The following is a 14,793-nucleotide window of genomic DNA, read 5'->3' as shown; positions in this document are numbered from 1 at the left end:
GGAATCGATCCAGCGTCCGCCGCCGCGGCGCCAGTTCTCGTACGCGGAGGTGCACCAGCGTGCGCTGGCGCTGGCCTCGCCGCCCTCGGTGGTGCCGGACCGGGAATCCAACATCGTCCACATGTCGCGCCAGGCCGGCCAGTTCCTGCGCATGGGCGACGGCGAGCCGTCGCGCAACGTGCTGGCGCTGATCATGCCGGAACTGCGCCTGGAACTGCGCAGCGCCCTGTTCCAGGTCCAGCAGGGCAACGCCGGCGTCGAATGCCGCCACATCCTGGTCGGGCTGCCCGACCGCGGCGCGATCATCGGCATGAAGGTCACCCCGTTCCGCGACGAGGACAGCGCCGAGAGCTTCACGCTGGTGGTGTTCAACGAGGTGCCGCCCGAGGTGGCGCCGCCGCCGGTCGGCGCCACGCGCGACGACCTGGTCCTGACCCAGCTCGAGACCGAGCTGCAGCGCACCAAGGAGCAGTTGCAGGAGACCATCGAGCATTCCGAGATCTCGACCGAGGAGCTGCGCGCCTCGAACGAGGAGCTGCAGGCGATCAACGAAGAACTGCGCTCGGCGACCGAGGAACTCGAGACCAGCAAGGAAGAGCTGCAGTCGGTGAACGAGGAGCTCATCACCGTCAACTACGAGCTCAAGGTGAAGGTCGAGGAAACCGGCAAGGCCAACGACGACCTGAACAACCTGATCGCCTCGACCGACATCGCCACCCTGTTCGTCGACAGCGGGCTGCGCATCAAGCGCTTCACCCCGCGCGCGACCGACATCTTCAGCGTGATCGCCTCCGACCTCGGCCGCTCGCTGCTGGACCTGACCCACCGGCTCGACTACGACGAGCTGGCCGACGACGTCAGCGCCACCTTCGATACCCTGCGCCCGGTCGAGCGCGAGGTCCGCAGCACCGATGGCCACTGGTATATCGTGCGCCTGCTGCCCTACCGTACCACCGAGGACCGGATCGAGGGCGCGATCATGACCTTCTTCGACATCACCGAGCGCCGCCAGGCCGAGGAAAGGGCGCGGGTCAACGAAGCGCGCATGCGCATGGTGGCCGAGAGCACCCACGACTACGCCATCATCACCCTCGATGCCGAGGGCCGCACCACCAGCTGGAACAAGGGTGCCGAGCGGATGTTCGGCTATACCGAGGCCGAGATGCTCGGCCACACGCTCGAAACGCTGTTCACGCCGGAAGACCGCGAGCGCGGCGCACGCGAAGCCGAAATGCAGCGCGCCCGCGACGAGGGCCGCTCGGAAGACGAGCGCTGGCACCTGCGCAAGGACGGCAGCCGCTTCTACGCCAGCGGCGTCACCAATCCGCTCGGCCAGGGCGCCGAATACGGCTTCGCCAAGATCGCGCGCGACGAGACCGAGCGCCTGCGCCAGATGAGCGAGCGCGACGAAGCGCTCAGCCACGAGCACCGCGAGCGCACCGGCGCCGAGCATGCCGCGGCGATGAAGGACCAGTTTCTCGCGATCATGTCGCACGAACTGCGCCAGCCGCTCAACATGATCAGCATTAACGCCGACCTGCTGTCGCGCATTCCCGAGGTGCGCGCGTCCGGGACCGCGCAACGCTGCGCGGAAGCGATCCGCACCTCCGTGCACAGGCAGGCCAAGATCATCGAAGACCTGCTCGACCTGTCGCGCGTACGCACCGGCAAGCTGGCGCTGTCGGTGGCGCCGGTCCATGCCGGCAAGGTGGTCGGCGCCATCGTCGACGTCGCGCGCGCCGACCCGTCCGCGCGCGGACTCGAGATCGAGGCCAGCCTCGACGACAGCCTGGTCGTGATGGCCGACACCGTGCGCTTCGAGCAGATCGTCATGAACCTGCTCAGCAACGCGGTCAAGTTCACGCCCCACGGCGGCAGGATCGGGATCAGGCTCGCCGCCGAAGACGGTTCGATGCGCCTCGACGTGTCCGACAGCGGACAGGGCATCGCGCCGGGCAGCCTGGCGAAGGTGTTCGAGATGTTCGGCCAGCCGAATTCCGTCACCACCCGCGCCAAGGGCGGGCTGGGCATCGGCCTGGCGCTGGTGCGCGAACTGGTCAAGCTGCACGGCGGACGCATCGAGGTGCGCTCGGAAGGCATCGGCAAGGGCGCCTGCTTCACGGTCTGGCTGCCGCTGGTCGAACAAGCGGGCCAGGAGGTGGGCGGCACGCCGGGCGAGGCGCCGCTCGACATCGCCGGCCTGCGCGTGCTGCTGGTCGACGACGTCGAGGACGCGGTGCTGGTCATGCAATCGCTGCTCGAGATGTACGGCGCCGAGGTGCAGGTCGCCACCGGCGCCCGGCAGGCGCTCGACATCCTCGGCCGCGAAAACATCGACCTGCTGATCTCGGACATTTCGATGCCCGACATGGATGGCTACGGGCTGTTGCAAGAGGTGCGCAAGATGCCGCGCTACGCGACCCTGCCGGCGGTGGCCGTGACCGGGCTGGCACGCGAGCAGGACATCGCGAAGGCGCGCGAGGCCGGCTTCTCGGCCCACCTCGGCAAGCCGCTCTCGGTCGACCGCCTGCTGGCCATCATTCCCGGGCTGCTGCTGCGGCGGCCCGCGCACTGAGCCTGCTTCCCGGTCAGCGGAAGCAAGGCGGAACCTTGCGGGCGATCCGCGCGAATTCAGCGTCCGTCAGCGGCAGCTTGCGGAACGCTTCCCGGCCGCCCTGTCCCGTGCCGCCAGGCCCGCCAGGCACAGCGCCGCATAGCTGGCGGCGAGGCCGGCCGTCACGCCGCAGGCCAGCTTGAAGGCGCTGCCGAACAGCAGCGGCGCGACCAGGCCCGAGACCAGGGCGAAAGACATCATCTGGATGAAGGCCAGCATCGAGGACGCCAGGCCGCGGTTGTCCGGGAACAGGCTCAGCGCGCCGACCTGGATCGCCGGCATCGCCACCGCCAGGCCGAAGGTGTAGACCATCAGCGGCAGCACGGCCCAGGGCACCGCGACGGCAGCGCCGGCCCAGGCGGTGTAGCCGAGGTTCAGCACGCAGGCGAGCAGCATCAGGCCGAAGCCGATCGCGCGCATCGTCGCCGGTGCATGGCTGGCGGCGCGCTTGCCGCCCCAGGCGGAGCCGATCACCATGCCGCTGATCAGGGGGATGAACATCCAGGCGAAGGCGGTCTCCGGCAGGTGCAGGATCTCCATCACGAAATTGGCCGCCGAGCCGATGTACAGCGACAGCCCGCCGAACGCCATGCCGACCGCCAGCGACAGCAGCAGGAATTGCGGATGGCCCAGCACCTTCAGGTAGTTGCGCGCGATGGCAACGAAGTGGAAGGCATGGCGCTTCGCCGGCGGCAGGCTTTCCGGCAGCAGGCGCCAGCACGTCAGCAGCATGAAGAAGCCGAACAAGGCCAGGAACACGAAGGTGGAACGCCAACCGAAGCTCACGTGCAGCCAGCCGCCCAGCACCGGGGCGATGGCCGGCGCCAGGCCGAACACCATCATGATGTGGGACATGATCTTCTGCGCCTGGGCGCCACTGAAGCGGTCCTGCACGATGGCCTGGCCGATCACCGAGCCGGCGCCCGCCGACAGGCCCTGCATCGCGCGGAAGGCAAGCAGCCAGCCGAAGCTGGGCGCCAGCGCGGCGCCGACCGAGCCGAGGGTGTACAGGGCCAGCGCCACCAAAATCACGGGCCGGCGTCCGAAGGAGTCGGACAGGGTCCCGTAGAACAGCATCATGAAGGCGAACGTGAACAGGAACACGCTCAGGGTCTGCTGCACCGCCACCGGGCCGACCTCGAAGGCGCGCCCGATCGCGGGCATCGAGGGAAGGTAGGTATCGATCGCGAGCGCGCCCACCATGCCCAGGCAGGCCAGGATCACCGTCAACATTCTTTGCATCTGCATCGCCTTCCTATTTTCGAAAGGCGAGATTGTAGCGACAAACGCTCAGGGCCTGTAGAGAGACATGCCGAAGCGCTCGGTGCGCGGCATCCAGTTGCCCTGGTAGTCGGCCGATACCAGCACGCGCTCGGCGCGGCCGATCAGCAGCTTGCGCGGCACCAGGCCGATCATGCGCGAGTCGGCGCTGTTGTCGCGGTTATCGCCCAGCATCAGGTACTCGCCGCTCGGCACCCGCAGCGGGCCGAAGATGCGCGGCGCCACCACGTCCGGCAGCACCTGGATGTGGCGGCGCCCGCCCTTCCCGCCTTCGACCGATTCGGACAGCTGCAGTGCGCGCAGCGTCGCGCCCTGGATCGAGTCCAGCGATTCCGCCACCATGTCGTAGTTGGCGCCCTTGCCGTTGATGTAGAGGCGTTCGTTGCGCATCTCGACCGTGTCGCCGGGCAGCGCCACCAGGCGCTTGATCAGGAGCGTTCCGTCCTTCGGCGAGCGGAAGGTGACGATGTCGCCGCGCGCCGGCTCGCCCATGTGCGCCAGCACCACGTCGGTCAGCGGCACCTTCAGGTCGAAGGCCATGCGGTTGACCAGCACCACGTCGCCTTCCAGCAGGTTCGGGTGCATCGAGGCCGAGGGGATCGGGTTCCAGTCCGCCACCGCCGTGCGGAACACGCCGAACAGGAGCAGGAAGGCCAGAAAGCCTTTGTTGTTGCGCACGAAGTTCTTCACAGCGGGACTCCTCGGGGTTGTTGTCACCCGGAGTTATACGATGCTTTGCCGAGTCAATGCTTAACAGAAAATTAAACCCCGTGTATGCATACTGGGTGCACAATGTAAACACGCTATGTCCGTTTCCGCACTGAACGGCTCCTTGCGCGATCGTATGCTGAGGTACGAAGCAATTTACCGGAATTGATCATGCCTACCACCGACACCGCATCCCGTGATGCCCCGACGACTCCCCGGAAAAAGCGCCGGGTTCCTCCCTTGTCCCTCGCCGCATGGAAGCAATTTGTCCGTGTGGCAAAACCGTACTGGCTGGGTGAAGAAAAGAAGAAAGCCTGGGCCCTGCTCTTCCTGCTCATCGTTCTGATGCTGGTCGACACCAAATTGGCGGTCATGCTGAACAACCAGGCCGGCGAGATGACCTCGGCGCTGGCCGCCAAGAATGGCAACCGCTTCTGGAATGCGGTGCAGGCCTGCCTGTTGACCCTGGCGGTCGCGGTACCCGTGTACGCCTTCTATTACTACATGCGCGATCTGTTCGCCAACCAGTGGCGGCGCTGGCTCACCAACCGTTTCCTCGATGGCTACCTGAACGGGCGCAACTACTACAAGCTGGGTTCCGGCAGCGACATCGACAACCCCGACCAGCGCATCAGCGAGGACATCAACACCTTTACGGGCAGGTCGATCAACTTCCTGCTGATCTTCCTGGGCTCGCTCATGCAGCTGGTCGCGTTCAGCGCCGTGCTGTGGTCGATTTCGCACCTGCTGGTTGGCGTGCTGGTGGTGTACGCGCTGGTGGGCACCGTGGTCGCCCTGTACGTATTCGGCAACCCGCTGATCCGGTTGAATTTCTGGCAGTTGCGGCGCGAGGCGGATTTCCGCTTCAGCCTGATGCGCTTGCGCGAAAACGCCGAATCGATCGCCTTCTACCGCGGCGAAGCACAGGAACGCGCCCACATCGACAGCAAGTTCGGCCCGGTGATCGATAATTTTGCCAGGCTGATCAAGAAGCAGCGCGGCCTCAACTTCTTCCAGCGCACCTTCAGTCAACTCACCCTGGTGCTGCCGGGCGTGATCCTGGCCCAGGGCGTGCTCTCGGGCGAGCTGGAAGTGGGCCGGGCGATCCAGGCGACCGGCGCGTTTACCGCCGTGCTCGGCGCGGTGGGCGTCATCGTCGACAACTTCGAGAGCCTGAGCCGCTTCGTGGCGGGCATCGACCGCCTGCAGGGATTGTCCACGCTGCTGCTGCCGGGCGCCGGGGCCACGGCGGCCGCCGGCGACCAGCACCCGCATATCCAGACGGGTCCCGGCGCGCAGCTCGAACTGGAATCCCTGACACTGCATCCACCGCAATCCGACCGGGTCCTCATCAAGGACTTGAACCTGGTGCTGAAGCCGGGCGATGCACTGCTCATCACCGGCGACAGCGGCTGCGGCAAAAGCTCGCTGCTGCGCGCGATCGCGGGCTTATGGGATACGGGCAGCGGCATGATCCGTCATCCGCCCCTGGAAAATTTCTTCTTCCTGCCGCAGCAGCCCTATCTGCAGTCGGGTACCCTGCGCAGCCAGCTCATCTACCCCAGCGTGCAGTCGGGCCTGAGCGACGAGGCGCTGCTGGACATCCTGGAACAGGTCCATCTGCCGCACCTGGCCGGGCGCGTGGGCGGCCTGGACGCCGTGCAGGACTGGGAAAAGCTGTTGTCGGTCGGCGAGCAGCAGCGCCTGGCCTTCGGCCGCGTGCTGGTGCACGAGCCCGGCATCGTCATCCTCGACGAAGCAACCAGCGCGCTCGACAGCGGCAACGAAGCCTCGCTGTACGGGCGCCTGCGCGACACCGGCACCACCCTGATCAGCATCGCCCACCGCGCCGCGGTGCTGCGCCACCATACCCATGTGCTGCGCCTGAAGGGCGACGGCGCCTGGGAAGTGCATGCGGCGGACGGGTACCAGTTCGACGAACCGGCGGATCCCTTGCCCGGCGGCGGCGACAACCCGGCGCCTGCGCGGCCGGCGCGCGAGGCGGCAGGCGCGCTCAGTGCGGCGGCTTCGCCGGCTTGAGCAGGTGCCAGGCGCCGACCGCCACCGGCGCCCCGAGCCCGGCCACCGACAGCAGGTCCCACCAGCCGTCGCCGAGCAATCCGGCCACCAAGCCGAGCGCGGTCAGGACGCCGAGCAGGATCGGCATGCCCCACAGGGCGCGAAACGCCGCCGTCACCGCGGCTCTCCTTCGCCGGCCAGCGCCGGCTGCGGCGCGGTGCGGGCCGGCGCCGCGGCCTTGGCGGCGCGGCCGCGCTTGAGCCACAGGTACAGGCCGCTGCCCAGCACGGCGATGGTCGCCAGGTCGAGCAGCGCCCACAGGAACTGCATGCCGGCCCCGCCGTAGTCGCCGAAGTGCAGCGGCTGCGACAGCAGCAGCGCCGTCAGGTACCAGGGCAGCGTGCGCTGGTCCGTCACCTGGCCGGTCCCGGCATCGACCAGCACCGGCTTGTACAGGCGCGCGGTGAGCGCCTGGTCGCCGCGCATGTAGATGCCGTAATGGTGCGCGCTGGCGAAAGGCGTGCCCGGGAAGGCGATGAAAGCGACCTTCATGCCCGGCTGTACCGCGCGCGCATGCGCCACCGACTGTTCCATCGATGCCAGCGCGGCCGGCGGAGGCTGTCCTTCGTAGGGTTTGACCATGGCCGCGATCTCGGTCGCCTGCCAGACCTGCAGCAGCACGTCGGCCAGGGTATTCACGACCCCGGTCGCGCCCACCGCCAGCGTCCACACCAGGGTCACGATGCCCAGCAGGTTGTGCAGGTCCAGCCATTTCAGGCGCGCGCTGCGGCCGTGGCGGACCGCGCCGAATTCGAGCTTGCGCATGAAGGGCGCGTACAACACCACGCCGGAGACGACGGCCACCAGCAGCAGCAGGCCCATGAAGCCGAGGAAGAGTTTGCCGGCCACGCCGGCGAACAGGTCGACATGCAGGTGGAACAGGAAGGACATGAGGCCGCCGCCTTCGATCGGCGGCTCGGCGACGTAGCGCGCGGTGCGGGCGTCGACCGCGATCGAGACGAAGCCGGGATCGTTCGGGTGCTTGCCCATGGTCAGGAACCACAGTGCCGGCTCGTCCGCCTCCTGCGACATGTACATCATGAGCTTGTCCGGGTAGCGCGCCTTGCCGGCGGCGATCACGCGATCGAGGTCCGCAAGCGGCGGCCTTGCCCCAGCTTGCGTGGACGGCAGCGCCGGCGCCGCGACCTCGTTGCCCAGCAGCTGGCCGATCTGGTGGTGGTAGATCAGCGGCAGGCCGGTCAGGCACAGCAGGAGCATGAAGACGGTGCAGACCAGGCTGCTCCATTTGTGGATCCAGGACCAGCGGCGGAGGGAAACGGGGGACATGGGTCAGATAGTAATAGTTCTCATTTACGAAATCAAGCACGCTGGCTATAATGAGAACTATTCTCATCAAAAAGAACACACGCACCATGACCACGAAACTGACTCCGCTCGCCCTCGCCGCCCTGCTGTTCGCCGCTTCGTGCGCCCAGGCCCAGGAAGCCCAATCGGACGCCCAACCCGGCATCGCCACCGTCGTGGTGAGCGCCTCGGCCGACGCGTCGGCCCAGGGCCTGCCGGCAGCCTACGCCGGCGGCCAGGTGGCGCGCGGCGGCCGCCTCGGCCTGCTGGGGAATGCCGACATCATGGACATTCCGTTCAACGCCACCAACTACACCCAGGCCCTGATCCAGGACCAGCAGGCCAGGAGCGTGGCCGACGTGGTCCAGAACGACCCCTCGGTACGGGTAGCGCGCGGCTTCGGCAACTTCCAGGAACTGTACGTGATCCGCGGCTTCGCCGTGAATTCCGACGACATGGCCTACAACGGCCTGTACGGCCTGCTGCCGCGCCAGTTCGTGGCCTCCGAACTGCTGGAACGCGTCGAGATCTTCCGTGGCGCGAACAGCTTCATCAACGGCGCGGCCCCGGGCGGCGGCGGCATCGGCGGCGCGGTCAACCTGGTGCCGAAGCGCGCCCCGAACCGCCCGCTCAACCAGGTGACCGTGGGCGTGGAATCGGGCGGCCAGGCCTATGGCGCCTTCGACGTCGCGCGCCGCTTCGGCGACGGCGACCGGGCCGGCATCCGCATCAACGCCGTGCGCCGCGACGGCGACACCGCCGTCGACCGCGAATCGCGCGAGCTGAACGTGCTGTCGGTCGGCATGGACTACCGCGGCAACAACTATCGCCTGTCGGCCGACGTCGGCTTCCAGGAGCACAAGCTGGACAATGCCCGCCCCAGCGTAACGGTCGGCGCCGGCCTTGCCGTGCCGGGCGCGCCCGATGCGAGCCACAACTTCGCCCAGCCCTGGACCCATTCGCTCGAACGCGACACCTTCGGCACCCTGCGCGGCGAGGTCGACCTGGCGCCGAACGTGGTCGGCTGGGCCGCCTTCGGTGCCCGCAACGGCAGCGAATTCAATGCCCTGACCACGACCACCACCACCGACAACAACGGCGGCCTGAACATGGGCCGCTTCGACAACCAGCGCAACGACCGCACCCGCACCGGCGAGATCGGCGTGCGCGGCGAGCTGCGCACCGGCGCCGTCAAGCATACCCTCAGCGCCAGCGCCTCCGCTTTCGAGATGAAGTCCTTCAACGCCTACGGCCTGAGCGACTTCGCCGGCTGGTCGACCAACCTGTACCGCCCGGTCGACGTCGCCGCGCCCTCGCCCACCTTCTTCACCGGAGGCTCGATGGCGAACCCGCTGCTGACCCACAAGGCGATCCTGGGCAGCTATGCGGTCGCGGACACGATGGCGCTGCTGGACGATGCGCTGCGCATCACGGTCGGCGTGCGCCGCCAGCGCATCAAGGATTACAGCTACGACTACAACAGCGGCGCGCAGAATGCCGGCTACGATCAGAGCGCCAACACCCCGGTGGCCGGCATCGTCTACAAGCCGATGAAGAACCTGTCGCTGTACGCGAACTATGCCGAAGCCCTGCAGCAGGGCCCGACCGCCTCGGGCTTCCCCGTGGTGCCGGTCAACCAGGGCCAGGTGTTCGCGCCCTATACCTCGCGCCAGAAGGAAGTCGGCGTGAAATACGACAGCGGCAAGCTGGGCATGAGCGCGGCCGTGTTCAGCACCGCGCAGCCGCTGAGCGGGATCCAGGACCGGATCTTCGGCATCTTCGGCGAGCAGCGCAACCGCGGCCTCGAGCTGTCGGTGTTCGGCATGCCGATGCATGGCCTGCGCGTGCTGGGCGGCCTGACCCTGCTGGACGCCGAGCAGCGCCGCACCGCCGGCGGCGTCAACCAGGGCAAGGATGCGATCGGGGTGCCCGGCACCCAGCTGAACCTGGGCACGGAATGGGATGTCCCGGGCGTGCCGGGCCTGTCGCTGAACGCGCGCGCGCTCTACACCTCGAAGCAGTACGCGGATGCCGCCAACACCCAGCGCCTGCCGTCCTGGACCCGCCTCGACCTGGGCGCGAACTACCTGACCCGCATCATGGACCGCGACGTCACCCTGCGCGCGCGCGTCGACAATGCCTTCGACCGCAACTACTGGGCCTCGGCCGGCGGCTATCCGGGCGCCGGCTACCTGGTGCTGGGGGCGCCGCGCAGCTTCACAGTGTCGGCTACCGTCGACTTCTGACGACGCTGACGCAGGCCGCGCTCAGTGCGGCCTGAGGTCGTCCTTCAGGGCGGCCAAGGCCATCTTCTCGACCAGGCCGGGGGCGACCAGTTTAAGCAGCCGGCCCAACTTGCCTTTGCCCGTCATCACGACTTCGCGCCGGCGCTTCTCCATGCCGTCGACGATCAGGCGCGCGCATTCCTGCACCGGCATCGCGCCGTCCTCGCGCAGGCCGCTGCGGCCCATCTCCTGGCCCAGCGCATTGAAGCCGCGGTAGCGGATCCGGGTATCGACCACGCCCGGATAGGCGATCGTTACCGACACCCCTGCCCCTTTCAGTTCGGCGCGCAAGGCCTCGAAGAAGCCGGTCATCGCGAACTTGCTGGCGCTGTAGGCGGTACGCCCCGGCACGCCGACCAGCCCGGCCAGCGAAGACACGGCGACGATCCGTCCCTGCGCTGCTTTCAGGTGCGGCAACGCGGCCTGGGTGCACCAGACGCTGCCCCACAGGTTGATGCGCATGAGCTCCTCGTACCAGGCCAGATCGGGCACCTCCTCGAACAGGGCATGCGCCGAGCGGCCGGCGTTGTTGACCAGGACGTCGATGCGGCCGAAGCGCTCGATGGCGGCGGCGACCAGGCGCCGGCACTGCTCCCGGTCGGCGACGTCGGTCGGCACGGCCAGCGCCTGCGCGCCGAGCGCCATGCACTGCCCCGCCACCTGGTCCAGCTTGTCTTTGTCGCGCGCGGCCAGTACCAGGGCCACGCCGCTGCCATCCCGGGCCGCCAGCCGGCGCGCGATCTCGGCGCCGATGCCGTCCGAGCCGCCGGTGATGACGACGACGTGCATTCCTGCTGCGCTCATTTCTGTGTTTTCACGATCTGCAGCGCGCTGGCGATCAAGCCGCTCATCTCGCCCAGGTTGGCCGGCACGATGATCGAGTTGTTGGTCTTGGCCAGGTTGCCGAAGGCGCGCACGTATTCTTCGGCCACGCGCAGGTTGACCGCGTCGACGCCGCCGGGGCTGCGGATCGCGTCGCCCACCTGGCGCAAGGCGGTCGCGCTGGCGTCGGCCAGGGCCACGATCGCGGTCGCCTCGCCCTGGGCGCGGTTGATCGCGGCCTGTTTCTCGCCTTCGGAGCGGGCGATCGCCGCTTCGCGCTCGCCGCTGGCGATGTTGATCGCTTCCTGGCGCCGGCCTTCGGAGGCGGCGATCAGGGCGCGCTTCTCGCGCTCGGCGGTGATCTGGCGCTGCATCGCGTGCAGGATCTCGGCCGGCGGGGTCAGGTCCTTGATCTCGTAGCGCAGCACCTTCACGCCCCAGTTGGCGGCCGACTCGTCGATCGCGTTGACGATGGTCGTGTTGATGTGGTCGCGCTCCTCGAAGGTCTTGTCCAGCTCCATCTTGCCGATCACGGAACGCAGCGTGGTCTGGGCCAGCTGGGTGATCGCCGTGATGAAGTTCGACGATCCATAGGACGCGCGCATGGCGTCGGTCACCTGGAAGTACAGGATGCCGTCCACCTGCAGCTGGGTGTTGTCCCTGGTGATGCAGACCTGGGGCGGGACGTCGAGCGGGATCTCTTTCAGGCTGTGCTTGTAGGCGATGCGGTCGATGAAGGGCACCACGATATTCAGGCCGGGCGCCAGCGTCGCATGGTACTTGCCGAGGCGCTCGACCACCCAGGCGTGCTGCTGGGGCACCACGTTGATGGTCTTGAAGACGAACACCAGCGCGACGATGAAGATCACCAGTGCCACCGTACCGAATGAGAATTCCATGAGCATCCCTTATAGATGAGTTGTAATCTGAAGCAAATCTTATGAGTCAGGAATTCGACACCACCAGCCGGCTCCCCAGCACCTCGACGATGCGGAAGTCGCCGGCCTGCGGCGTCGCGCCCTGGCCGAGCTCGACGTCCCACAGCGCGCCGCGATACATCACGCGCGCGCGGCCGTTGTCCCAGCCGGGCACGGTGACGCGCTGGCCGATATCGAGGTTGACGTTGCGGTCGCGCGTGGCGTCGTGCCGGGCCGGGCGGCCGAAGCGCGAACGGTGCAGCAGCGCGGTCGCCAGCACGCCGACCGCAGCCGCCGCGATGGTCTGCACGGGTCCGCCGGCACCAAGCAGCGCCACGATCCCGCCGACCGCCAGCCCGATGGCGATCATCAGCAGGTAAAACGTCCCGGTGAACAGCTCCAGGATCACGAGCACGCCGGCCGCTACGAGCCAGCCCATCCATTCAGCCATGGCTTCCTCCTCCTCTTTTCACGTTTGTCTCGAAAAAAAGTCAAAAACCCTCGTCTCCCTGCATGGGTGACGAGGGTCAGCGTTGCCGTTGATCGTTTTAAGGTTGACTTGCATAGACATGTCGTTACTCCTAGTCTACCGCTTCTGTACCCGGAGTCAACGAGCAGTTGCGCGTTTGCCATCGCGCGGGAGAAAACCACTGTTAAGGTAGGGTTTTTCGTCAAATTTTGATACCATAAGGCAATTAATTTCTTCGACTTCCCGCTTCCCATCCCATGTTGATCGTCGTAAGCCTGCTGCTGGTGACGATGGCCCTGTCCGCCGTCATGCTGCTCGTGCTGTCGTCGCTGCGCCACAGCGGGGCGCGCGGCATCCGCGAGTGGTTCGCGGCGAACGCGATGGCGGTCGTGTCGCTGACGCTGTTCGCGGCGCGCGGGGGCGGTGCCTGACATCCTGTCGGTCGAGGTCGCAAATACCCTGCTGCTCGGTACCACGGTCACGATGCTGGCGGGCTACCGGCGCCACCTGGCGCTGCCCGTGCCCTGGCGTCGCCTGGGCGCCTGCGTCGCGCTCGGCCTGCTCCTGATCGTCATCCTGCACCATGGCGTCGACTCGGTCGGCGCGCGGGTGGTCGCGATGTCGGTCCTGCACGCCGCCCTGTGCCTGGAGATGGGCCTGCTGCTGGCGCCGCGGCTCGCGCGCGCCGGACGCCGCTACCCGATCCTGTTCACCGTCTGCGCGGCCTACGCCAACGCCGCCGTCCAGCTGGTGCGCGCGCTGGTCTACGGCGCCCAGCTGGGCGGCGCTTCGGTGCCCTGGGACGACGCGACCCTGAGCATGGTCTTCTTTTCGGCCGGCGCGCTGGCGCTGCCGGCGCTGACCCTGGGCGCGGTCATGATGGCGAACGCCGACCTGATCGCCCGCGCCCGGCATGCGGCCGACCACGACCACCTCACCGGGGCGCGCTCGCGCCGCGCCTTCTTCGACCTTGCCGCACGCGAACTGGCACGCACGCTGCGCCGTGGCGGGCCGCTGTCGCTACTGCTGTTCGACGTCGACCACTTCAAGCGCATCAACGACACCTACGGCCACGCCACCGGCGACCGGGTGCTGGCCGACATCGTCGAGCGTACCGGCGCGGTCGTGCGCAGCATCGACACCGTCGCCCGCCTGGGCGGCGAGGAATTCGCGGTGCTGCTGCCGGACACCGGCGCCGACACCGCGCTGCTGGTGGCCGAGCGCCTGCGCGGCGCCCTGGAGCGGGCGCCGGAAGGCGTGATTGCGGCCGGCTACACCGTCAGCATCGGCGTCGCCACACTCGACCCGGGCGAGAGCATCGACGCCATGCTGTCGCGCGCCGATGCCGCCCTGTATGCGGCCAAGGCCGGCGGGCGCAATATGGTGGCCGACGCGCGTGCGCTGCCGGCGCAAACCGCGCAAACGGTTTAGATCGTTTTTATATCGTCAGCGCGAAAGGACACCATGCTCACGCTCGCCAAGTACGCCCTCCTTTTTGCGCTCACGGCGCTGGCCGAAATCGTCGGCTGCTACCTGCCGTGGCTGGTGCTGAAAGCCGGCAAAAGCACCTGGCTGCTGCTGCCGGCCTGCGTCTCGCTGGCCCTGTTCGCCTGGCTGCTCACCCTGCATCCCAGCGCGGCCGGCCGCACCTATGCCGCGTACGGCGGCATGTACATCGCGGTCGCGCTGGCCTGGCTGCGGGTGGTGGACGGGGTGGCGCTGACCAGCTACGACCTGCTCGGGGCAGGACTGGCGCTGGCGGGCATGGCGGTGATCGCGCTGCAGCCGCAGGGCTGAGGCAAAGAAAAAGGCGCTGTTCGCGTTAAGTGTTGAATCTGCCCAGCGCCGCTCTCAGGAAGGCATCCGGGCTGGCGATGCGTTGCCCGTCGAGCGCCCAGCGCCAGCCGAAGTAGTGCGACAAGTAGCGGCTGGCGATTCCGCGAAACGGGACCAGCCAGGCGCGCATCCGGCTGTGATAGGCGTTGACGTTCTGGATATGCAGCGCGCCACGCTTGCGCACACCGGCGCTCGGGTTGACGGCCTCGTGCGAGATCCCGGCTTCCCGGGCAAATGCCGGGTAGGCTGCGTGGCTGTCGGTCACGAGCAGCACGTCGCGCTCCAGCCGCGGGCCCAGGTGCTCAAGCAAATGCTGCTTGCTCAGCGCGCCCTTGCCGGTCACGGCATCGATGGTCCGGCCGCTACGGTCGCGCGCGACCAGGATGCACATCTGTTCGTTCGAGATGCCGCGCTTTGTCGCTCTGCCGCCGCGTTTTCGTGGCGGACGGTCGAGCTTGCGGGATCCTTTATGGGATT

Annotated in this window: 14 protein-coding genes; 6 read left to right on the top strand and 8 right to left on the bottom strand. The window is 67.7% G+C overall.

Annotation, left to right across the window (positions count from 1 at the left end; translation table 11 throughout):
* On the top strand, positions 1-2,575 hold a 2,575-nt coding region (locus ACI48D_RS24770; protein WP_435573905.1), incomplete at its 5' end, for a PAS domain S-box protein.
* 66 nt (positions 2,576-2,641) lie between these two features.
* On the opposite strand, the gene ACI48D_RS24765 is transcribed toward ACI48D_RS24770, so the two are convergent.
* Together ACI48D_RS24765 and lepB are read right to left on the bottom strand one after the other, a co-directional pair.
* Positions 2,642-3,856, bottom strand: coding sequence for a multidrug effflux MFS transporter (locus tag ACI48D_RS24765; RefSeq protein WP_435573904.1), 1,215 nt, complete (start codon positions 3,854-3,856; stop codon positions 2,642-2,644).
* 48 nt (positions 3,857-3,904) lie between these two features.
* The gene (lepB, locus tag ACI48D_RS24760) at positions 3,905-4,585 is read right to left on the bottom strand and encodes a signal peptidase I (protein WP_435573903.1); all 681 of its coding nucleotides are present in this window, start codon (positions 4,583-4,585) and stop codon (positions 3,905-3,907) included.
* A gap of 291 nt (positions 4,586-4,876) precedes the next feature.
* Here lepB and ACI48D_RS24755 point away from each other — a divergent pair, with 291 nt between their 5' ends.
* Positions 4,877-6,643 (top strand): ABC transporter ATP-binding protein/permease, encoded by a 1,767-nt coding sequence (locus ACI48D_RS24755; protein ID WP_435573902.1) that lies wholly within the window; start codon positions 4,877-4,879, stop codon positions 6,641-6,643.
* Here the strand turns inward: ACI48D_RS24755 and ACI48D_RS24750 are convergent.
* A complete protein-coding gene (locus ACI48D_RS24750) occupies positions 6,618-6,800 on the bottom strand; it encodes a hypothetical protein (RefSeq protein WP_435573901.1) in 183 nt (60 codons plus the stop codon). The genes ACI48D_RS24755 and ACI48D_RS24750 overlap by 26 nt on opposite strands.
* Positions 6,797-7,969, bottom strand: a complete 1,173-nt coding sequence (locus tag ACI48D_RS24745) for a PepSY-associated TM helix domain-containing protein (RefSeq protein WP_435573900.1) — start codon at positions 7,967-7,969, stop codon at positions 6,797-6,799. Before ACI48D_RS24745 ends, ACI48D_RS24750 begins: the two co-directional genes overlap by 4 nt.
* Positions 7,970-8,055: 86 nt before the next feature.
* On the opposite strand from ACI48D_RS24745, the gene ACI48D_RS24740 reads away from it, so the two are divergent.
* Positions 8,056-10,233: a TonB-dependent receptor gene (locus tag ACI48D_RS24740; RefSeq protein WP_435573899.1), complete on the top strand. Its 2,178-nt coding sequence runs from the start codon at positions 8,056-8,058 to the stop codon at positions 10,231-10,233.
* A gap of 21 nt (positions 10,234-10,254) precedes the next feature.
* Here ACI48D_RS24740 and ACI48D_RS24735 read toward each other — a convergent pair whose 3' ends face one another.
* The 3 genes from ACI48D_RS24735 to ACI48D_RS24725 are packed head-to-tail and all read right to left on the bottom strand — an operon-like array spanning position 10,255 to position 12,462.
* Entirely contained in the window at positions 10,255-11,061 is an 807-nt protein-coding gene (locus ACI48D_RS24735) for an SDR family oxidoreductase (protein ID WP_435573906.1), read from the bottom strand.
* A gap of 11 nt (positions 11,062-11,072) precedes the next feature.
* A complete protein-coding gene (locus ACI48D_RS24730; protein WP_435573898.1) occupies positions 11,073-11,993 on the bottom strand; it encodes an SPFH domain-containing protein in 921 nt (306 codons plus the stop codon).
* Between the two features lie 46 nt (positions 11,994-12,039).
* Entirely contained in the window at positions 12,040-12,462 is a 423-nt protein-coding gene (locus tag ACI48D_RS24725; protein ID WP_435573897.1) for an NfeD family protein, read from the bottom strand.
* 275 nt (positions 12,463-12,737) lie between these two features.
* Here ACI48D_RS24725 and ACI48D_RS24720 point away from each other — a divergent pair, with 275 nt between their 5' ends.
* The 3 genes from ACI48D_RS24720 to ACI48D_RS24710 are packed head-to-tail and all read left to right on the top strand — an operon-like array spanning position 12,738 to position 14,277.
* Positions 12,738-12,911 carry a hypothetical protein gene (locus ACI48D_RS24720; RefSeq protein WP_435573896.1) on the top strand — a complete coding sequence of 58 codons (174 nt, stop codon included), beginning with the start codon at positions 12,738-12,740 and terminating at the stop codon, positions 12,909-12,911.
* Entirely contained in the window at positions 12,904-13,911 is a 1,008-nt protein-coding gene (locus tag ACI48D_RS24715) for a diguanylate cyclase (protein WP_435573895.1), read from the top strand. The genes ACI48D_RS24720 and ACI48D_RS24715 overlap by 8 nt, the downstream gene beginning before the upstream one ends.
* A 33-nt stretch (positions 13,912-13,944) precedes the next feature.
* Complete coding sequence (locus ACI48D_RS24710) at positions 13,945-14,277, top strand: YnfA family protein (protein WP_435573894.1); 333 nt, start codon at positions 13,945-13,947, stop codon at positions 14,275-14,277.
* A 25-nt stretch (positions 14,278-14,302) separates the two neighbouring features.
* On the opposite strand, the gene ACI48D_RS24705 is transcribed toward ACI48D_RS24710, so the two are convergent.
* The coding region (locus ACI48D_RS24705) for an IS1595 family transposase (RefSeq protein WP_435573893.1) at positions 14,303-14,793 on the bottom strand (491 nt) is incomplete at its 5' end.

The organism is Massilia sp. LXY-6 (assembly GCF_051233485.1).
Lineage (GTDB): Bacteria > Pseudomonadota > Gammaproteobacteria > Burkholderiales > Burkholderiaceae_D > Telluria.
This window is presented reverse-complemented; position numbering and strand designations above follow the sequence as displayed.